17 protein-coding genes are annotated in these 19,377 nt (G+C 73.1%); 13 read left to right on the forward strand and 4 right to left on the reverse strand.

Annotated elements, in window-relative coordinates:
* Positions 1-26: 26 nt before the first annotated feature.
* On the forward strand, positions 27-1,883 hold the full coding sequence (gene lepA / locus ACFYE1_RS12430) for a translation elongation factor 4 (RefSeq protein ID WP_387743183.1): 1,857 nt from the start codon (positions 27-29) through the stop codon (positions 1,881-1,883).
* Complete coding sequence (gene hemW, locus ACFYE1_RS12435) at positions 1,883-3,127, forward strand: radical SAM family heme chaperone HemW (protein WP_387743185.1); 1,245 nt, start codon at positions 1,883-1,885, stop codon at positions 3,125-3,127. The genes lepA and hemW overlap by 1 nt, the downstream gene beginning before the upstream one ends.
* Positions 3,128-3,203: 76 nt before the next feature.
* Here the strand turns inward: hemW and ACFYE1_RS12440 are convergent, their stop codons facing one another.
* Entirely contained in the window at positions 3,204-3,668 is a 465-nt protein-coding gene (locus ACFYE1_RS12440) for a DUF4870 domain-containing protein (RefSeq protein ID WP_387743187.1), read from the reverse strand.
* 163 nt (positions 3,669-3,831) lie between these two features.
* On the reverse strand, positions 3,832-4,695 hold the full coding sequence (locus ACFYE1_RS12445) for a DUF3097 domain-containing protein (RefSeq protein WP_387743189.1): 864 nt from the start codon (positions 4,693-4,695) through the stop codon (positions 3,832-3,834).
* A 175-nt stretch (positions 4,696-4,870) separates the two neighbouring features.
* Between ACFYE1_RS12445 and hrcA the strand changes: the two genes are divergently transcribed.
* From hrcA to ACFYE1_RS12460, 3 genes are all read left to right on the forward strand, one after another.
* Positions 4,871-5,878 (forward strand): heat-inducible transcriptional repressor HrcA, encoded by a 1,008-nt coding sequence (hrcA, locus tag ACFYE1_RS12450; protein WP_387743191.1) that lies wholly within the window; start codon positions 4,871-4,873, stop codon positions 5,876-5,878.
* Positions 5,879-5,950: 72 nt separating this feature from the next.
* Positions 5,951-7,102: a molecular chaperone DnaJ gene (dnaJ, locus tag ACFYE1_RS12455; protein WP_387743193.1), complete on the forward strand. Its 1,152-nt coding sequence runs from the start codon at positions 5,951-5,953 to the stop codon at positions 7,100-7,102.
* Positions 7,099-7,878: a 16S rRNA (uracil(1498)-N(3))-methyltransferase gene (locus tag ACFYE1_RS12460; RefSeq protein ID WP_387743195.1), complete on the forward strand. Its 780-nt coding sequence runs from the start codon at positions 7,099-7,101 to the stop codon at positions 7,876-7,878. The genes dnaJ and ACFYE1_RS12460 overlap by 4 nt, the downstream gene beginning before the upstream one ends.
* 25 nt (positions 7,879-7,903) lie before the next feature.
* Here ACFYE1_RS12460 and ACFYE1_RS12465 read toward each other — a convergent pair whose 3' ends face one another.
* Positions 7,904-8,845, reverse strand: coding sequence for a GerMN domain-containing protein (locus ACFYE1_RS12465; RefSeq protein ID WP_387743197.1), 942 nt, complete (start codon positions 8,843-8,845; stop codon positions 7,904-7,906).
* Positions 8,846-9,133: 288 nt separating this feature from the next.
* Between ACFYE1_RS12465 and ACFYE1_RS12470 the strand changes: the two genes are divergently transcribed.
* The 8 genes from ACFYE1_RS12470 (at position 9,134) to ACFYE1_RS12505 (ending at position 18,320) form a co-directional block, all read left to right on the forward strand.
* On the forward strand, positions 9,134-10,213 hold the full coding sequence (locus ACFYE1_RS12470; RefSeq protein WP_387743199.1) for a PhoH family protein: 1,080 nt from the start codon (positions 9,134-9,136) through the stop codon (positions 10,211-10,213).
* Positions 10,213-10,719, forward strand: coding sequence for an rRNA maturation RNase YbeY (gene ybeY, locus ACFYE1_RS12475; protein WP_387743200.1), 507 nt, complete (start codon positions 10,213-10,215; stop codon positions 10,717-10,719). The genes ACFYE1_RS12470 and ybeY overlap by 1 nt, the downstream gene beginning before the upstream one ends.
* A gap of 6 nt (positions 10,720-10,725) precedes the next feature.
* Complete coding sequence (locus ACFYE1_RS12480) at positions 10,726-12,057, forward strand: hemolysin family protein (RefSeq protein ID WP_387743202.1); 1,332 nt, start codon at positions 10,726-10,728, stop codon at positions 12,055-12,057.
* Positions 12,050-13,126: a GTPase Era gene (locus ACFYE1_RS12485; RefSeq protein ID WP_387743203.1), complete on the forward strand. Its 1,077-nt coding sequence runs from the start codon at positions 12,050-12,052 to the stop codon at positions 13,124-13,126. The genes ACFYE1_RS12480 and ACFYE1_RS12485 overlap by 8 nt, the downstream gene beginning before the upstream one ends.
* Positions 13,127-13,265: 139 nt before the next feature.
* On the forward strand, positions 13,266-14,735 hold the full coding sequence (locus tag ACFYE1_RS12490; protein ID WP_387743205.1) for an LCP family protein: 1,470 nt from the start codon (positions 13,266-13,268) through the stop codon (positions 14,733-14,735).
* A 174-nt stretch (positions 14,736-14,909) separates the two neighbouring features.
* Positions 14,910-16,655: a 2-isopropylmalate synthase gene (gene leuA, locus ACFYE1_RS12495; protein ID WP_387743296.1), complete on the forward strand. Its 1,746-nt coding sequence runs from the start codon at positions 14,910-14,912 to the stop codon at positions 16,653-16,655.
* Positions 16,656-16,770: 115 nt separating this feature from the next.
* Complete coding sequence (recO, locus tag ACFYE1_RS12500; protein WP_387743207.1) at positions 16,771-17,523, forward strand: DNA repair protein RecO; 753 nt, start codon at positions 16,771-16,773, stop codon at positions 17,521-17,523.
* Positions 17,524-17,525: 2 nt separating this feature from the next.
* Positions 17,526-18,320 carry an isoprenyl transferase gene (locus ACFYE1_RS12505; RefSeq protein ID WP_387743209.1) on the forward strand — a complete coding sequence of 265 codons (795 nt, stop codon included), beginning with the start codon at positions 17,526-17,528 and terminating at the stop codon, positions 18,318-18,320.
* Here the strand turns inward: ACFYE1_RS12505 and ACFYE1_RS12510 are convergent.
* Complete coding sequence (locus tag ACFYE1_RS12510; RefSeq protein WP_387743211.1) at positions 18,272-19,330, reverse strand: alpha/beta hydrolase; 1,059 nt, start codon at positions 19,328-19,330, stop codon at positions 18,272-18,274. The two genes, ACFYE1_RS12505 and ACFYE1_RS12510, sit on opposite strands and share 49 nt — an antisense overlap.
* Positions 19,331-19,377: the final 47 nt, after the last annotated feature.

Consider the following 19,377-nt stretch of genomic DNA (forward strand, 5'->3'; position numbering starts at 1 on the left):
ACGTTCTCCCGGAGAAAGGACCGCCCGTGTCCCCGCTGGCCGTCAATGCCCCGGTTCCCGCCTCGACCGACCCGTCGATCCTCCGCAACTTCTGCATCATCGCCCACATCGACCACGGGAAGTCCACGCTCGCGGACCGGATGCTGCAGGCCACCGGCGTGGTCACCACGCGGGAGATGAAGGCCCAGTACCTGGACCGGATGGACATCGAGCGCGAGCGCGGGATCACCATCAAGTCCCAGGCGGTGCGGATGCCCTGGAACGTGGCGGGCACGGACTTCGCGCTGAACATGATCGACACTCCGGGGCACGTGGACTTCACCTACGAGGTCTCCCGGTCCTTGGCGGCCTGCGAGGGGGCCCTGCTGCTGGTGGACGCCGCGCAGGGAATCGAGGCGCAGACCCTGGCGAACCTCTACCTGGCCATGGAGAACGACCTCACGATCATCCCGGTGCTGAACAAGATCGACCTGCCCGCGGCCCAGCCCGAGAAGTACGCCCAGGAGCTCGGCAACCTCATCGGCGTGGACCCCGAGGACGTGCTGCGGGTCTCGGGCAAGACCGGCGAGGGCGTCGAGGCCCTGCTCGACCGGATCGTGGAGCTGGTCCCCGCCCCGCAGGGGGACGCGGACGCGCCCTCGCGGGCCATGATCTTCGACTCCGTCTACGACACCTACCGCGGCGTGGTCACCTACATCCGGGTGGTCGACGGCAGGCTGACCCCTCGCGAGCGGATCCGGATGATGTCCACCGGCGCGCAGCACGAGCTGCTGGAGATCGGGGTCATCTCGCCCGAGTCGAAGCCCACGAAGGGCCTCGGCGTCGGTGAGGTGGGCTACCTCATCACCGGGGTCAAGGACGTGCGCCAGTCCCGGGTCGGGGACACCGTGACCAACCACCAGCGGCCCGCGGCCGAGAACCTGGGCGGCTACGAGGACCCCAAGCCGATGGTCTTCTCGGGGCTGTTCCCCATCGACGGCTCCGACTACCCGGTCCTGCGCGACGCCCTGGACAAGCTCCAGCTCAACGACGCCGCCCTGGTCTACGAGCCCGAGAACTCCGCGGCCCTGGGCTTCGGGTTCCGGTGCGGGTTCCTGGGCCTGCTCCACCTCGAGATCGTCCGGGAGCGCCTCGAGCGCGAGTTCAACCTCGAGCTGATCTCCACGGCGCCCTCCGTGAGCTACAACGTCACGCTCGAGGACCGCTCCGAGCGCGTGGTCACGAACCCGTCCGAGTTCCCGGAGGGGAAGATCGCCGAGATCCGCGAGCCCATGGTCGCCGCGACGGTGCTGGCCCCGTCCGAGTTCATCGGCGCGATCATGGAGCTGTGCCAGTCCAAGCGCGGTCAGCTCAAGGGCATGGACTACCTCTCCGAGGACCGGGTGGAGCTGCGCTACCGGCTGCCCCTGGCCGAGATCGTCTTCGACTTCTTCGACCAGCTCAAGTCGCGCACGAAGGGCTACGCGTCCCTGGACTGGAAGGCCGAGGGCGAGGAGGCCGCGGACCTGGTGAAGGTCGACATCCTCCTGCAGGGCGAGCCCGTGGACGCCTTCAGTGCGATCACCCACCGGGACAAGGCCTACGCCTACGGGGTGATGATGACCGGCAAGCTGCGCGAGCTCATCCCGCGCCAGCAGTTCGAGGTCCCCATCCAGGCCGCCATCGGGTCCCGGGTGATCGCCCGCGAGAACATCCGGGCGATCCGCAAGGACGTGCTCTCCAAGTGCTACGGCGGCGACATCTCGCGCAAGCGCAAGCTGCTCGAGAAGCAGAAGGAGGGCAAGAAGCGGATGAAGATGGTCGGCCGCGTGGAGGTCCCCCAGGAGGCGTTCGTCGCGGCGCTGTCCTCCGACGAGACCGCGGCGAAGGACAAGAAGAAGTAGTGGCCCCCGCCCAGCCGGAGGGCCTGCCCGGCCCGATCGACGGACTGCTGCCGCCCTCCGCCGCGGTGGGCTCCGCCGACCGCACGCTCAGCCTCTACGTGCACGTGCCGTTCTGCGCGGTCCGGTGCGGGTACTGCGACTTCAACACCTACACGGCCGTGGAGCTCGGCCCCGGGGTGTCCCAGGACGCCTACGCCGGCGACGCCGCGGCGGAGGTCCGCTGGGCCCGCCGGGTGCTCGACGACTCCGGGACGGCCCCCCGCCCGCTGCACAGCGTGTTCTTCGGCGGCGGCACCCCCACGCTGCTGCCCGCCCAGGACCTCGCCGCGGTCCTGGCACAGGCCGTGGAGAGCTTCGGGCTCGCCGAGGGCGCGGAGGTGACCACCGAGGCCAACCCGGACTCCGTGACGCCGGAGTCCCTGGCGGTGCTCGCGGCGGCCGGGGTGACCCGGGTGTCCTTCGGGATGCAGTCGGCGGTTCCGCACGTGCTCGCTGTCCTGGACCGCACGCACGACCCCGACAACGTGCCGCGCGCCGTGCGGTGGGCGCGCGAGGCCGGCCTGGGCGTGAGCGTGGACCTCATCTACGGCACTCCGGGGGAGTCCCTGGCCGACTGGGAGCACTCGGTGCGCACGGCGGTGGGCTACGAGCCCGACCACGTCTCCGCGTACTCGCTGATCGTCGAGGACGGCACGAAGCTCGCGGCGCGGATGCGGCGCGGGGAGGTCCCGCCCATCGACGAGGACGACCAGGCGGACAAGTACGAGCTCGCGGACCGGGTCCTCGCCGAGGCCGGCTTCGAGTGGTACGAGGTCAGCAACTGGGCCCGGCCCGCCGACGGCGCGCACGCCGGGGCCCACCGCAGCCGGCACAACCTCGCGTACTGGCGCAACCAGGACTGGTGGGGGATCGGCCCCGGGGCGCACTCGCACGTGGGCGGGACGCGCTGGTGGAACCTCAAGCACCCCGTGCCCTACACGAACCGGGTGCGCGCGCAGCAGTCGCCCGCGGCCGGGCGCGAGATCCTCGACGCGGACACCCGGCACCTCGAGCGCGTGATGCTGGAGGCCAGGATCCGCGACGGGTTGCCCGCGGCCGCCCTCGCCGGTGGAGGGCGCACCGCGGTGGCCGGGCTGATCGCCGACGGGCTGGTGGAGCCCGCTGCCGCGCTGCGCGGCTCGGTGGTGCTGACCCTGCGGGGCCGGCTCCTTGGCGACGCCGTGGTGCGGCGGCTGCTCGCCTGAAGTGGGCACCGCGCCCTGGAACGCCTGCACGGGGACCGAACGCCCCGGTCAGGAGCGGCCCCGGCGGGGCGAGGTGTCAGCCGCGCGCGGCGCGCTCCCGGGACCGCTCGCGGAGGCGGTCGGCGAGCCGGTCGTAGAGCCGGGTGTTGAAGCGGTAGAGGTGCGGCTCGCCGCCGTTGACCCGGACCCCGCCGATCAGGGAGCCGACGGCCAGCAGCAGCCACGCGGCGGCTGCCGCGAGCGCGAAGAACCACCCGATGAACGGCACCGGGGCGAGCAGGATCCCGGCCACCACCACGAGGGTCGGCAGCAGCGTGAAGTTCATGGCCTCCATCGACTCCTGCTCGGTGAACGGGCCCCGCCCCCGGAAGACGCGGTGGACGAGGAACGAGGGGAGGAAGCCGACGACGCCGCCGAAGTGTGCCAGGGTCGCCCACTGGTGATCCTCGGTGACGGTCAGCGGCTGGGCCACGGGGGAGAGGCCCTCGAACGGGGCCCCGGCGTGGTCGCGGCTCGATCGGGGGTCGGTCTGCACGGGCACGGATGTCCTTCGGCGGTGGGACCGCGGCGGTGCCGCGGGCGGTGGGTGGGACACGACCATCCTACCGACCGGCCCGGTCGGCGCGGGATCGCGCCCGCGCACGTGTGCCTTTGTGACGTTGCGCCGGTCGTGCGCCGGTCGCGCTCCGGGCGCGGGGACGGGATCAGGCCCCGGGCGCGGTGAGGAAGTCGATGAGCTCCTCGACCCGGCCCAGCAGGGACGGCTCGAGATCGGCGTAGCTGTCCACGCGGGAGAGGATGTGCTGCCAGGCCCGTCCCAGGTCCCCGGGGGTGCGGTGGGGCCACCCGAGGGCGGCGGCGGTGCCGGTCTTCCAGTCGGTGCCGCGCGCGACCACGGGCCAGGCGTCGACGCCGAGCGCGTGCGGCTTGACCGCCTGCCAGATGTCGACGTACGGGTGGCCCAGCACCAGGACGTTGCCCGCGGCGCCGGGCAGGCGCATCGTCTCGGCGGCGATTCGCGACTCCTTGGAGCCGGCCACGAGGTGGTCGACGAGGATGCCGAGCCGCCGCCCGGGCCCCGGCCCGAACTGCTGGACGGCGGCGGGCAGGTCGTCGATGCCGTGCAGCGGCTCCACGACGATGCCCTCGACCGCCAGGTCGTGGCCCCACACCTTGGCCACCAGCTCGGCGTCGTGGTAGCCCTCGACCCACACGCGGGAGGCCTTCGCGGTGCTCGCGCGCAGCCCCTCGACGGCGACGGAGCCCGAGCGCGTGCGGGAGGGCTTCTTCACGGCGGGGGCCCGGCGGGGCTCGACGACGACCACGGGCTCGCCCTCGAGCAGGAAGCCCGGTCCCAGGGGGAACGCCTTGACGCGCCCCCTCCGGTCCTCGAGGCCCATCACGCGCATCCCGCCGATGGTCTCCAGGGACACGACGGCGCCGACCCAGCCGGTCGTGACGTCCTCCAGGAGCATTCCCGGGGCGACCGGGACCTCCGCGGAGACCGGCCGGCGGCGGGCGAGGTCGGCGTCGTCGAGGCTGCGCGGCCCCCAGCCGTGGTCGCTCATGGTGGTCCTCCCGGGTCGCGGTGCCGCGCGTCCGGCGCGGATCAGCCGGAAGCGTACCAAACCACGGGCGGCGGACCGGCCGTCGCACGCGGGGGCTACACTGGACTGCGCTGGCACTGTGGCCGCCCGAGTGCCAGGACGGCGCGGGGGCCGGGACGGAGTGGGAAGGAGCGACGTGAACCATCCGAGACGACTGCAGATCCTGCAGGCCATCGTGGAGGACTACGTGCACTTCCGCGAGCCCGTGGGCTCGAAGGCGCTGGTGGACCGGCACCGGCTCGGCGTCTCCTCGGCCACCGTGCGCAACGACATGGCCGCGCTCGAGGAGGAGGGCCTGATCACGGCCCCCCACACGAGCTCGGGCCGGATCCCCACGGACAAGGGCTACCGCACGTTCGTCGACCAGATCGCGGCCGTCAAGCCGCTCTCGGGCCCGGAGCGGCGGGCCATCCAGCGGTTGCTCGACGACGCCGCGGACATCGACGACGTCATGGAGCGCACCGTGCGACTCCTCGCGCAGCTCACGCAGCAGGTCGCCGTCGTGCAGTACCCGCACGCCTCCGGGGTCACCGTGCGCCACGTCGAGGTCGTGGACCTCGGGGCCGGACGGGTGCTCGTGGTGCTCATCCCGACCAACGGGCGGGTGGCCCAGCGCGTCGCCGTGCTGCGGGCACCCCTCGAGGAGGCCCAGTTGCTCGAGCTGCGCGCCCGGGTGCTGGCCGCCGTGGTCGGGCGCTCCCTGGCCGCCGTGCCGGACGCCCTCGCGGTGATGACCGCGGGCACCGCCCCGCCGATGCAGCCGGCCGCGGCCGCCGTGGGGGAGGCTGTCGGCGCCCTCGCCGCGGGTGGGGCCGAGCACCGCATGGTCATGGCCGGCACCGCCAACCTCGCCCGCGCCACGGGCGACTTCCACCTGAGCATCGGCCCGGTGCTCGAGGCCCTCGAGGAGCAGGTGGTGATGCTGCGGCTGCTCTCCGAGATGGAGCAGGACGCCCGCGGGGTCGCCGTGCGGATCGGCACGGAGAACGCCGAGGGCCCGCTGTCCGAGGCCGCCGTCGTCGCCACCGGCTACGGGCCGCAGTCGAAGGTGGGGGTCGTGGGCCCCATGCGCATGGACTACCCGTCCACGATGGCCGCCGTGCGCGCCGTCGCCCGCTACCTCTCCCGTATCCTCGGGGGCTGAGCCCCCGCGGGCCCCGTTCCCCGGGGCCCTCCAGCGAAACCCACCACAGACCTCTCGACAGAACGGACCACGGTGAGCGATCACTACGAGACCCTGGGCGTGTCCCGGGACGCCAGCCAGGAAGAGATCAAGAAGGCCTACCGCAAGAAGGCCCGCCGGCTGCACCCGGACGTCAACCCCAGCCCGGAGGCCGCCGAGGACTTCAAGCGCCTCTCCCACGCCAACGACGTCCTCTCCGACCCCGAGAAGCGGCGGGTCTACGACGCGACCGGCAACGAGAACGGCACCGACACCGGCTTCGGCGGGGGCTTCCCCGGCACGGGCTTCGGCTTCGCCGACATCTTCGACACCTTCTTCCAGGGCGCCGGCGGCGCCGGCGCCGGCCGGCGCGGTCCCGCGTCCCGCACGCGCCAGGGCCAGGACGCCCTGATCAACGTCCGGGTCTCCCTCAAGGACGCCGTCTTCGGCACCGAGAAGAAGATCACCGTGGACACGGCCGTGGTCTGCCCCACCTGCGACGGCACCTGCTGCCAGCCCGGCACCCAGCCCGAGACCTGCGAGGTCTGCCACGGATCCGGCCAGGTGCAGCGCCAGGTCCAGTCGATCCTCGGCACCGTGGTCACGGCGGCGCCGTGCGCCACCTGCCAGGGCTTCGGCACCGTCATCAAGCACCCGTGCCACGAGTGCTACGGCGAGGGCCGCGTGCGCGACCGCCGCCCGCTGACCGTCAAGATCCCCGCCGGCGTCTCGTCCGGCAACCGGATCCGCCTCTCGGGGCAGGGCGAGGCCGGCACCGCGGGCGGGCCGAACGGTGACCTCTACGTCGAGCTCAAGGTCGACCCGGATCCGACGTTCGAGCGCCAGGGCGACGACCTGCACGCCCGCGTCCGGGTGCCCATGACGTCGGCGGCCCTCGGCACCACCGTGACCCTCGAGACCTTCGACGGCGAGCGCGAGGTGCCGGTGGGCCCCGGCACGCAGACCGGCCACACCGTGACCCTGCACGAGCTCGGGGCCACGCGGCTGCGCGGCGGCGGCCGGGGCGAGCTGTTCGTCCACCTCGAGGTCGAGACCCCCACGGCGATCGACGACGAGCAGCGCGAGCTGCTCGAGCAGCTGTCCCGGCTGCGCGGCGAGGACCAGTCCACCGGCACCACCCTGAACTCCCCGGCCGGCTCCGGCGGATTCTTCTCCCGGCTCAAGGACCGGTTCTCCGACCTGTGAGCCTGCCGGTCTTCAAGGTCGCCCCGGGCCGGCTCGACGGCCTCGGCCCCGGAGCGGCGCTCACAGTCACCGGCCCGGAGGCCCGGCACGCCGTCACCGTGCGCCGTCTCGCGCCCGGTGAGCGGCTCGAGCTCGTCGACGGCGCGGGGACCCGGGCGACCGTGGAGCTGCGCGCGGGGGACCGGGACAGCATGGAGGTCGGCGTCGTCTCGGTGACCGCCGAGCCCACCCGCACACCTCGTGTCGTCCTCGCCCAGGCCCTCGCGAAGGGCGACCGGGACCTGCTGGCCGTGGAGACGGCCACCGAGCTGGGCGTCGACGCCGTGGTGCCCTGGCAGGCCGACCGCTCGATCGTGCGGTGGAAGAAGGAGCGCGCCGCCAAGAGCCACGAGAAGTGGGTCCACACCGTCGCGGCCGCCGCGAAGCAGTCCCGGCGGGCGGCCTGGCCCGAGGTGCTGGCCCTGTGCACCACCCGCGAGCTCGTCCGCCTGGTGGGCGCGCCGGGCACCCGCGGTCTGGTCCTGCACGAGGAGGCGCACGCCTCCCTCGCGGATCTGTCGGGCGCCGCGGGTGCACCGTGGGAGGGCGCCGAGCGGATCGTCCTGGTGGTGGGCCCCGAGGGGGGCATCGCCCCGGCGGAGCTCGACGTCCTGAGCGGTGCGGGGGCCCTCGCGGTCCGGCTCGGCCCGGAGGTGCTCCGCAGCTCCACCGCCGGGCCGGCCGCGCTGGCGGTGCTCAGCACCGCACTGGGCCGCTGGGCGTCCGGGTCCCGCTGAGCCGGACGCGGTGGGTGCGGCCGGGTCAGCCGGGGAGGACCTCGACGTCCTTGTCGTCGCGCACGGTCCTGCCCTCGGCGTCCCTGCCGAGGACCGTCACCACGTAGTCGCCCGGCTCCAGCTCGAGCTCCGCCCGGAACGCGACGGTCCCGTCGCTCCGCGGGACCTCGGCGGCCGCACCGCTCGAGACGCGCTCCCCGCCGGGTCGGGCCACGGTCCACCGGCAGCCCCGGACGCCGTCCAGCGCCCGGCCCGAGAGGGTGAGGGACCCCTCGGTCCGCTCGTCCTGCCGCGGTTCGTCGAGCCGGATCGGCGCCTCCATCGTCTCGTCGGGGGTGAGGTGGCCGTCGAGGCGCACGGACCCGAAGACCTCCTCGTCGGGCCGGCCGTCCACGAGCACCACCACCTGGGCCGCGGAGCCCTCGGGCAGCAGCCCCGCCGTGGTCGCCGTGGCGGTCACGGTGTGCGCGAGCTGCTGGAGGGCCAGCCGGACCTCGCGGTCGTCCAGGTCCGGGCGGAAGGCCTCGGACGGCAGGTCCACGGTGATGGTCCCATCCGGGGACGTCGAGGCACCCACCCGGTCCACGGGGGTCCACAGGGTCCGGTAGTCCGGGTCCTCCGGGGTCGCCCCGGTCATCAGCGCCGCCGCCGCCGCGATAGGGTCCACGGCCGCGGCCGCCTCCGAGGCGTCCCGGAACTCCCGGAACAGCCGCTCCTCGCCGTCCGCGCGGCCCACCCAGTAGACGGGCAGCCTGGTGGTGGCCACCCTGCCGCCGTCCGCGGTGCTCGCCGCGAGGGACGAGGCCGGCGCCGTGGCCGACGTGGCCGACGTGGCCGACGTGGTGACGGTGTCGTCGAGGGCGGGCTCCGGTCCCGTGCCGCACGCGCCGAGGACGAGGACGCCGACCGCGGACAGCGCGAGCACGGGGCGCCGGCCGCGGGCGGACCGGGAGCGGGCTGTGGCCATGGGGGGACGCTCACCTCGGCATTCCGGGATCTGATGGGGGCGGTGCCGGCACCGGGGGAGGCCGCACCTGTCCCCCTGCCGGAGGACCGGACCATTCCAGCACAGCGGCCGTGGACACCCCCAACCGAGGTGCCCCGGTGGCCGTGACCGATACCAAATCGGAATGTGCGGCCGGCGGCCGCCGGCACCGGAGCCGCGCGGTACTCTGGGGAGAGGACGAGTTCCGTCCGCTGTTCCTTCCACGGCACCTCACAAGAGAGCGAGAGCACGGCCCGCGCGGCCGAACCCATGACTGAGACGTTGCCCGGCACCACGCACCCCCTGACGGCCCGCACCGTCATCACCTTCCCCGACCGCGAGACGATGGTCCGGTGCCTCGGCTCCGGGGACGACACCCTGCGCCAGGTGGAGACGGCGTTCCCGGGCCTCACGACCAGCCCCCGCGGTCTCGAGCTCGGCATCGAGGGCCCGAGCGGGCCCGTGCAGATCGTCGCCACGCTCTTCGACGAGCTGAAGGTCCTGGCCGGCCGCGAGACCGCGGTCACCCCCCAGGTCATCACCCAGCTGCTCGAGCTGATCGGCCGTGACCTCACCGCCCGCCCCAGCGGCGCCCTGACCCAGAACATCCTCTCCAGCCGCGGTCGCAAGATCCGCCCCAAGACGCTCCACCAGAAGACCTACGTCGACGCCATCGACGAGCACACCGTGGTCTTCGGCATCGGCCCCGCCGGCACGGGCAAGACCTACCTGGCCATGGCCAAGGCCGTCCAGGCGCTGCAGGCCAAGGAGGTGTCCCGGATCATCCTCACGCGCCCGGCCGTGGAGGCGGGTGAACGGCTCGGCTTCCTCCCCGGGACGCTCAGCGAGAAGATCGACCCGTACCTGCGCCCGCTCTACGACGCGCTGCACGACATGATGGACCCGGACTCGATCCCCCGCCTCATGGAGGCGGGCACCATCGAGGTCGCTCCTCTCGCCTACATGCGCGGCCGCACCCTCAACGACGCGTTCATCATCCTGGACGAGGCGCAGAACACCACGCCCGAGCAGATGAAGATGTTCCTCACCCGGCTCGGCTTCGGCTCCAAGATGGTCGTCACCGGGGACGTCACCCAGGTGGACCTGCCGGGGAGCGCGTCCTCCGGCCTGCGCCAGGTCCAGCACGTGCTCGGCGGCGTCCAGGACGTCGCGTTCACGGAGATGACCGCGGAGGACGTGGTGCGCCACGAGCTCGTCAGCCGGATCGTCAGCGCCTACGACGCCTTCGACACGACCAACCGGCACCGCAACGAGCGGCGCCGGCGCAAGGACGACACCCGTGCCGGACGCGACACCGCGCCGGCCGGTCCGGACGAGGTCGAGGCCTGATGGCCGTCGAGTTCGATCTGCAGGTCGACCCGCGGGACCTCCCCGCCGAGGAGCGCGCGGCCTACGACGCGGTCGACGTCGAGCTCCTGGGCCGTCTCGCGGAGCACGTCCTGGGACGGCTGCACGTCCACCCCGGCGCGGAGCTGTCGATCGCAGTGGTCGACGAGGAGGAGATGGCGCGCCTGCACGTCGAGTGGATGGACCTGCCCGGCCCCACGGACGTCCTGTCCTTCCCCATGGACGAGCTGCGCCCGGGAACCCCGGAGACCCCCGCGGAGGGGACGCTGGGCGACATCGTGCTGTGCCCTCCGGTGGCGCGCCGGCAGGCCGAGGCCGCGGGGCACTCCGTCGCGGACGAGCTGTGCCTGCTCACCACCCACGGGATCCTGCACCTGCTGGGGCACGACCACGCCGAGCCCGAGGAGCGGCTGGTCATGTTCGCCCTGCAGCGGGACCTGCTCACGGACTTCCTCGGCCGGCCCGCGCCGCTCGAGACCATGGAGTAGCGCCCCATGATGACCACTGCCGTACTGGTCCTCGCCGCGATCGTGTTCCTGGGCACGGCCTTCGTCCTCACGGCCGCGGAGACCGGCCTCACCTACCTGCCCCGCGCGGACGCCGAGGCCATCGTCCGGGACGATCCCGACTCCTCCGCCGCCCGGATTCTGGCCACGCCCACCGCGCACCTGCAGGCCCTGCGCTTCTGGAGCGTGTGGTTCGAGACGGCCTCCGCCGTGGCGGTCGCCCTCGCGATGTTCGACGGCCTCGACGACGTCTGGCTCGCCGGGCTCCTGGCCACCGTGGTGATGGCCGCCGTCGGCTTCGTCCTCACCGGGGTCTCGCCCCGCCAGGTCGGGCGCAGCCACGCCGCCGGCACCGTCCGGGCCACCGCCGGTCTCGTGCGCGTGCTGCGCCTCGTGCTCGGACCGGTCCCCGGGATGCTGGTCCGCCTGGGCTCGTCCGTCGCCCGGGACCCGGAGCGCACCGCCCCGGGCTACCTGACCGAGGAGGAGCTGCTCGAGTTCGTGGACCGCTCCACGGGCCAGGACCTCATCGAGGACAACGAGGCGGAGCTGCTGCACTCGGTCTTCGACCTCGACGACACCAACGTCCGGGCCGTCATGGTGCCCCGCACCGACATGGTCTCCGTCGACGACGACGACACCGTGGACAACGCCCTGAACCTCTTCTTCCGCTCCGGCTACTCCCGCATCCCGGTGATCGGGGAGAGCGCCGACGACGTTCTCGGCATCCTGTACCAGAAGGACCTCGCGGAGCGGGTGCACCGCCTGGGTGCCGGGCTGCGGCTCGAGGGGCTCTCCGAGCTCGCCCGGGAGGTCCGCTACGTGCCCGAGTCGAAGAAGGTCAACGAGCTGCTGCGCGAGATGCAGCTCGAGTCGATCCACGTCGCGATCGTCGTCGACGAGTACGGCGGCACCGCGGGGCTCGTGACCCTGGAGGACCTCATCGAGGAGCTGCTCGGGGAGATCGTCGACGAGTACGACCGGGAGAAGCCCGAGGTCGCCGAGGTCGGCGACGGCCGCTACCGCGTCTCGGCCCGGCTCGGGGTCGAGGACCTGGGCGATCTGTTCGGCGTCGACCTCGAGGACGACGAGGTGGACACGGCCGGCGGGCTGCTCGCCAAGTCCATCGGCCGGGTGCCCATCGTGGGCTCCCGCGCCACCGTCGAGGGCATCGTCCTCGAGGCCGTCACCCTGGAGGGCCGGCGCAACCGGGTGGGCCAGCTCGAGGTCCGCCGGGACCCCGACTGGGTCCCCCCGGGATCCACGGCCGTGGACCCCGCCGCCCAGGAGTCCGAGGAGGAGACCCACCACCATGTCTGAGTCCACACCCGCCGTTTTCCCCGGTGCGGGCGAGCCCGCCGCCGGGGAGCCCGTCCCGTTCCGCGCCGGGTTCGCCGTGCTGGTCGGCCGGCCCAACGCCGGGAAGTCCACGCTCACCAACGCCCTGGTCGGGCAGAAGGTCGCGATCACCTCGAGCCGGCCGCAGACCACGCGGCACACCATCCGGGGCATCGTCCACCGGACCGAGGGCCAGCTCGTGCTCGTGGACACCCCGGGACTGCACCGGCCCCGGACGCTGCTCGGCGAGCGGCTCAACGACCTCGTGGCCGACACCCTCGCCGAGGTCGACGTCATCGGCTTCTGCGTGCCCGCGAACGAGAAGATCGGCCCGGGGGACCGGTTCATCGCCCAGCAGCTCGCGGCCTCGGGGAACAAGCCGGTCGTGGCGATCGTGACGAAGACGGACACCGTCTCCCGCGCCGAGCTCGCCGAGCAGCTGCTGGCGGTCACCGAGCTGGGCCGCTCCGTCATGGAGGCCGAGCACCGGGTCCGGGCCGAGCGCGCCGAACGGGCCGCCCGCAAGCCCCGCCACCGTGCCGGGGCCGCCCACGCGCCCCGTCCCGACGCCGGCGACCCGGGCTGGGCCGACGTCATCCCCGTCTCCGCCGTGGACGGCTTCCAGGTCGAGTCCCTCGCCGGTCTGCTCATCGGCCGGATGCCGGAGTCCCCGGCCCTGTACCCCGAGGGCGAGCTGACCGACGAGCCCGAGATGACGATGGTCGCCGAGCTCGTCCGGGAGGCCGCCCTGGAAGGAGTGCGGGACGAGCTGCCGCACTCCCTCGCGGTCGTGGTGGAGGAGATGGTGCCGCGCGAGGGCCGCCCCGCGGACCGCCCGCTGCTCGACGTGCGCGTCAACGTCTACGTCGAGCGGTCCTCGCAGAAGGCCATCATCATCGGCAAGGGCGGCGCGCGGCTGCGCGAGATCGGCACCCGGTCACGGACCGCCATCGAGGCGCTGCTGGGCACGAGGGTCTACCTCGACCTGCACGTGAAGATCGCCAAGGAGTGGCAGCGCGACCCCAAGCAGCTCTCCCGCCTGGGTTTCTGAGCCACGGGCGCGACCGCACCCCGCCGCGTCGCCCGCCCCGAGGCCCGGGCGGGGGACTACCATGACACCCGGCGCCCCGGCCGGGCGCCGTCCCCCGACCCCGGGCTCCGCGCCCGGGGCCTGCCAGGAGAGAGTCACCGTGTCCTCAACGCCCCCCGACGCCCACGGACGCCACCCCGCCCGCCGATGGTCCCGGAGGCGCTGGGCCGCCGTCGCGCTGGTCGTCGTCCTGCTCGCGGTCCTCGGGGCCGGCGTGGCCGCGACCTGGCGGCTCCAGTCCAACCTGGACACCTCCCCCCTCGACCTGGGCGACGGGACGGGGCCGGAGGCCGGTCCGCTCGACATCCTCGTCATGGGCACGGACACCCGTGACGGCGAGGGCAACGGCCGGTACGGCGACGACGAGGACAGCGCCGGAGCCGGCCTGACGGACGTCATGATGCTGATGCACGTGAGCGAGGACCGCAGCGACGTGACCGTGGTGTCCCTGCCGCGCGACCTGGTCGCCGACATCCCGCGGTGCACGGACCCGGAGTCGGGCGAGGTCCACCCGGCCGAGGAGGATGCGATGCTGAACTCGGCGATCGCCAACGGCGGCCCCGGGTGCACGGTCGCGACCGTCAACCAGATGACCGGCCTCAAGATCGACCACTTCATGCTCGCCGACTTCAACGCCGTGAAGGAGCTGTCCTCGACCGTGGGAGGCGTCGAGGTGTGCGTCAACGAGGCCGTCGACGACCCGAAGTCGGGGCTGGAGCTGCCCGCCGGAGTGTCGTCCGTGGAGGGCGAGCAGGCCCTGGCATTCCTGCGCAGCCGCGCCGCCTTCGGCGACGGCGGGGACACGAGCCGGATCCGCTCCCAGCAGTCGTTCCTCGCGTCCCTCGCCCGCAAGATCAAGGACGAGGGCACGCTCTGGGACCTGCCGAAGCTCTACGAGATCGCCGACGTCGCCACGCGCAACCTGCACGTCGACGAGGGGCTCGGCTCCGTCCCGACGGTGGTCGGCCTCGGCACGGCCCTCCGGGGGATCGACCTCGGCAGAATGGTCTTCGTGACCGCGCCCACGGAGCCCTACGAGCTGGACCCCAACCGGCTCCAGCTCGACGAGGAACCGGCCGAGCACCTCTTCGAGGCACTGCGCGAGGACCGGCCGCTCACCTCGCCGTCCGCGGAGCCGACCGACGACCCGTCCTCCTCCGCGACCCCGTCGCCCGACGCCGCGGTCCCGTCCCCGACGGTCGACCCGGCCACGGTCCCGCTCACGGTCGCCAACGTCTCGGGCGTCGACGGCCGGGACGAGGACGTCGCCGCCGTGCTCGAGGACGAGGGCTACACCGCCGTCGAGTCCGGTCCGCAGGCCACCGAGCTGCCGGGCACGCAGGTCTTCTTCGGTCCGGGCTGGTACGAGGCGGCCGCCGAGGTCGCCGAGCTGCTCGGCGTCCCCGCCGCGCAGATCGTGCCCACCACCGACGTCGTGGGGGTGTTCGTCTCGGTGGGCCAGGACTTCCGCGAGGGGGACCGGCTGGAGCTCGGACCGACGCTGCCCGGGGAGCTCAACGGGCAGACCGCAGAGCAGTACACCTGCCAGCAGGCGGCCGGTGACTGGTGAGAACGCGACCCGGCACGCCGGACACCCCGTGATAGGTTGAGCACATGCGGACTGGGACGCTCCTCCTTACGTGCCGCAACGGGGCCTGACCCGTCGTCGAATGGCCGGCCTCCCGTTGCGGAGTTCCTGATGCCCGGCCACCCGCAGACGTCTCGAGCAGAACAGGCCAACCCCATGCGCAACTACCAGCAGCCCTCCGGCATGCCGATCCACAAGTACGTCCCCTATCAGCAGCAGTTCCCCTTCGACCTCGCCGACCGCACCTGGCCGGACCAGGTCATCACCGAGGCCCCCCGCTGGTGCGCGGTGGACCTGCGCGACGGCAACCAGGCGCTGATCGACCCCATGAACTCCGACCGCAAGCTCAAGATGTTCGAGCTGCTCGTGCGGATGGGCTACAAGGAGATCGAGGTCGGGTTCCCCTCGGCCTCCCAGACCGACTTCGACTTCGTGCGCCGGCTCATCGAGGAGGACCGGATCCCCGACGACGTCACGATCCAGGTCCTGACGCAGTCGCGCGAACACCTCATCGAGCGCACCTACGAGGCCATCGACGGCGCCGACAAGGCCATCGTGCACCTCTACAACGCGACCTCCACGCTGCAGCGGCGCGTGGTGTTCGACCAGGACATGGACGGGATCGTGGACATCGCCCTCACCGGGGCGCGGCTGTGCCTGAAGTACGAGGAGCAGCTGAAGAACACGTCCGTGACCTATGAGTACTCCCCGGAGTCCTACACCGGCACGGAGCTCGAGTTCGCCGCTCGCATCGCCAACGCCGTGGCCGAGACCTTCGAGATCGGCGGGGACCGGGAGATGATCCTCAACCTGCCCGCCACCGTCGAGATGGCCACGCCCAACGTCTACGCCGACTCCATCGAGTGGATGTGCCGCAACCTCTACAACCGGGACGCCACGGTGCTGTCCCTGCACCCGCACAACGACCGCGGCACCGGCGTGGCCGCCGCAGAGCTGGGCTACCTCGCCGGCGCCGACCGCATCGAGGGCTGCCTGTTCGGCAACGGCGAGCGGACCGGCAACGTGGACCTCGTGACCCTGGGCCTGAACCTGCTGACCCAGGGCGTGGACCCGCAGATCGACTTCTCCGACATCGACGACATCCGCCGGACCGTGGAGTACTGCAATCAGCTGCCCGTCCCCGAGCGGGCCCCCTACGGCGGGGACCTCGTGTTCACGGCGTTCTCCGGCTCCCACCAGGACGCCATCAAGAAGGGCTTCGACCGGATGGCCCGGGACGCGCAGGAGCAGGGCCGGGGCGTCGACGAACTGGTGTGGGCCGTGCCCTACCTGCCCATCGACCCCAAGGACCTGGGCCGCACCTACGAGGCCGTCATCCGCGTGAACTCGCAGTCCGGCAAGGGCGGGGTCGCCTACCTGCTCGCCAGCGAGCACGGGCTCGACCTGCCGCGGCGCGCGCAGATCGAGTTCTCCCGCGTGGTGCAGGAGCACACCGACACCTCCGGCGGGGAGGTCTCCGGCGCGGAGCTGTGGAAGGTGTTCGCGGACGAGTACCTGCCCACCGTCCAGGACGGGGACGCCGGGCGCTGGGGCCGGTACCGGATCACCAACATCACCACGACCTCCGAGGAGGACGGGGAGAGCACCCTCGAGATCGGCCTGGACGTCGACGGCGTCCAGCACCACCGGACGGCGCAGGGCAACGGTCCCATCGAGGCGCTGCTGGCGATCTTCGCGTCCGAGGGCGTGGACGTGCGCGTGCTCGACTACAGCGAGCACGCCCTCTCGGCCGGCGGCGACGCCCAGGCCGCGAGCTACGTCGAGGCCGCCGTGGGGGACCGGGTCCTGTGGGGCGTCGGCATCGACACGAACACCACCCGCGCCTCCCTGAAGGCCGTGGTCTCCGCGGTGAACCGGGCCGTGCGGGACGCCCAGGACTGAGCGCCGACCGGCGCTGCGCGGCGGCGGGCCACCCCGGGCGAGGGGCGGCCCGCCGTCGTCGTCCCGGCCGGTGCCGTCCGCCTGCGCCGTCCGCCCGGCGTGGGACAATGAGCCGGTGGCCAGGACGACCTTCGCATCACGCAGCTACCGGGACGACGCCGTCGTGCTGCGCACCTACAAGCTCGGCGAGGCCGACCGGATCGTCGTGCTGCTGACCCGGGACCACGGGCAGGTCCGGGCCGTCGCCAAGGGCGTGCGGCGCACGACGTCCCGCTTCGGCTCCCGGCTCGAGCCCTACAACGTCGCCGAGCTGCAGCTGGTCACCGGCCGCAACCTCGACATCGTCTCCCAGGCGCTGGGCAAGCGCGGCTACGGGTCCGTCATCGCCGCCGACTACGGCAAGTACACCGCGGCCGCGGCCATGACCGAGGCCGCGGAGAAGTTCACGGAGAACGACGACGAGTCCGCGGCCCAGCAGTACCGGCTCCTCGTCGGCGCCCTGTCCGCCCTGGCCCGCGGGCTGCACGAACCGGGAGCCGTCCTGGACTCCTACCTGCTGCGGGCCGTGTCCACGGCCGGGTGGGCCCCGAGCTTCACCGACTGCGCCCGGTGCGGCGCGCCCGGACCGCACGAGGCGTTCTCGGCCCCGCTCGGCGGCGCCGTCTGCCCCGCCTGCCGCCCGCCCGGGGCCGCCGCCCCCGACCCCGCAACCGTCGCGCACCTCTCCGCGCTGCTCACGGGGTCGTGGGAGCGGATCGACGCCGTGGAGCCCCGCACGGCCCGGGCCGCCGCCGGGATCGTGGCCACCTACGTACAGTGGCACCTGGAGAGGGCCGTCCGGTCCCTGAACCTCGTGGAACGGAGCTGACCATGCCCGGCTTTGCCGCCCCGCCCGCTCATCCCAGCGGCGCCTGCGCCCCGCCGATCCCGGAGCAGTTCGTGCCCCGGCACGTGGCCGTGGTCATGGACGGGAACGGGCGCTGGGCGAACCAGCGCGGCCTGCCGCGCAACGAGGGGCACAAGGCGGGGGAGGCGGCCCTGATCGAGGTGATGGCCGGGGCCATCGAGATGGGCATCCCGTACGTCAGCGCCTACGCCTTCTCCACCGAGAACTGGAAGCGCTCCCTCGACGAGGTGACGTTCCTGATGAACTACACGGCCGACGTCATGGAGCGCCAGCTGCCCACCTTCCAGGAGTGGGGGATCCGGATCCGGTGGGCCGGGCGCAAGCCGCGCCTGTGGCGATCGGTCATCAACCGCCTGGAGGAGGCGGAGCGGGCCACCCGCGACAACGACGTCGTCACCCTCACCATGTGCGTGAACTACGGGGGGCGGGCCGAGATCGCCGACGCCGCGGCGGCCATGGCCGCCGACGCCCGCGCGGGCACCCTGAACCCGCGCAGCATCGACGAGAAGACCGTCCAGCGCTACCTCGACGAGCCGGACCTGCCGGACGTCGACCTCTTCCTGCGCTCCTCCGGGGAGCAGCGGATCTCGAACTTCCTCCTGTGGCAGTCCGCCTACGCGGAGCTCGTCTTCCAGGACGTCCTCTGGCCGGACGTCGACCGGCGCACCCTGTGGGAGGCCGTCGAGGCCTACGCGCGGCGGGACCGGCGCTACGGCGGGGCGGTCGACCGCGTGGCGGGGCCCGGCGCCTCCGCCTGAGGCCGGTGGTGCCCCAGGCCGCGCAGCCAGGCCGCGAGATCCCGCTGCGCGGCACGCCGCACGGCCTCCCGGGAGAGATGGACGTCGTGGACCGCGCCCTCGTAGGAGCGCAGCGTCACGTCCGTGCCGAGATCGGATGCGTGCCGGCGGATCTGCCGGACGTCGAGCACGGTGTCGGCCGAGCGCATCCGCTCGCTCCACCACGGGCGGATGCACGATCGGGCGGAGGTCTGCACCAGCACGGGAAGGTGAAGGTTCAGGCCTTTCGCGACCTCACCCTGAGCTTGAAGCACTGCGTTGAGCCAGCCCGGAGTGATGTCGAAGCTGGTCTCGGGACGCCACCGGGCGTCGATCGGCCACTCGCCCTCGGCGTGCTCGCTGATCACCCGGTAGTAGTGGCTGCGCAGCCGGGCCCGCACGGGGTGGTCCGGGCGCTGCTCGGCGAGCCTGGCCACCAGGGGGCGCAGAGCGGCGCCCACGGCGTCGGCGCCGTGGCTGCCGATCCAGGGAGCGTTGAGAGCGAGGCCGTCGAGACGGTCGGGGTGCCGTGAGGCCCACAGCGCCGCGGTGAGACCCCCGGTGGAGTGGCCCATCAGCACGAGCCGCCCCTCCGGGCCGGGCAGACCGTCCTCGGCCAGCACGTCGAGCGCGGCGGCGATGTCGTCGTCGTAGTCCGCGAGGTCCGTGGTGTGCCCCGGGCAGCCGTCCTCCTCGGCGAGCACCGCGTCGGTGAGGTTCCGGCCGTAGCCGTGCAGATCCAGGGCGTAGAACGCGTAGCCCGCCGCCGCGCACGTCCGGGCCAGCTCGGCGTTGAAGAAGTAGTCGGACCAGCCGTGCACGTACAGCACGGCCCCGCGCAGTCTGCCCGGCGCGGGCGGGACGTCCCCCGGCCGGTAGCGGACCACCGTGGCGGTCGAGTGGGGTGCTGAGCCCGGGTCCAGGTCCACGGTCCGGGCGCGGAAGCCCGGCCCCAGCACGTCGGGGACCCACGGGTCCGGGGGAGCGCTCATGCCCTCACCTCGCGCGGGCGGTCCGTCGGGGCGCCGGCCCGGAGGCC

Origin of the sequence: Kocuria nitroreducens (assembly GCF_042879195.1) — a bacterium.
In the GTDB taxonomy this organism is placed as follows: domain Bacteria; phylum Actinomycetota; class Actinomycetes; order Actinomycetales; family Micrococcaceae; genus Kocuria; species Kocuria nitroreducens.

Bases quoted from the DNA above. Each gene is read 5' to 3' on its own strand.
- ACFYE1_RS12510 (WP_387743211.1), bottom strand. From the start codon at position 19,330: ATGAGCGCTCCCCCGGACCCGTGGGTCCCCGACGTGCTGGGGCCGGGC.
- ACFYE1_RS12465 (WP_387743197.1), bottom strand. From the start codon at position 8,845: ATGGCCACAGCCCGCTCCCGGTCCGCCCGCGGCCGGCGCCCCGTGCTC.
- ACFYE1_RS12505 (WP_387743209.1), top strand. From the start codon at position 17,526: ATGCCCGGCTTTGCCGCCCCGCCCGCTCATCCCAGCGGCGCCTGCGCC.
- ybeY (WP_387743200.1), top strand. From the start codon at position 10,213: ATGGCCGTCGAGTTCGATCTGCAGGTCGACCCGCGGGACCTCCCCGCC.
- leuA (WP_387743296.1), top strand. From the start codon at position 14,910: ATGCGCAACTACCAGCAGCCCTCCGGCATGCCGATCCACAAGTACGTC.
- ACFYE1_RS12445 (WP_387743189.1), bottom strand. From the start codon at position 4,695: ATGAGCGACCACGGCTGGGGGCCGCGCAGCCTCGACGACGCCGACCTC.
- ACFYE1_RS12485 (WP_387743203.1), top strand. From the start codon at position 12,050: ATGTCTGAGTCCACACCCGCCGTTTTCCCCGGTGCGGGCGAGCCCGCC.
- ACFYE1_RS12480 (WP_387743202.1), top strand. From the start codon at position 10,726: ATGATGACCACTGCCGTACTGGTCCTCGCCGCGATCGTGTTCCTGGGC.
- ACFYE1_RS12470 (WP_387743199.1), top strand. From the start codon at position 9,134: ATGACTGAGACGTTGCCCGGCACCACGCACCCCCTGACGGCCCGCACC.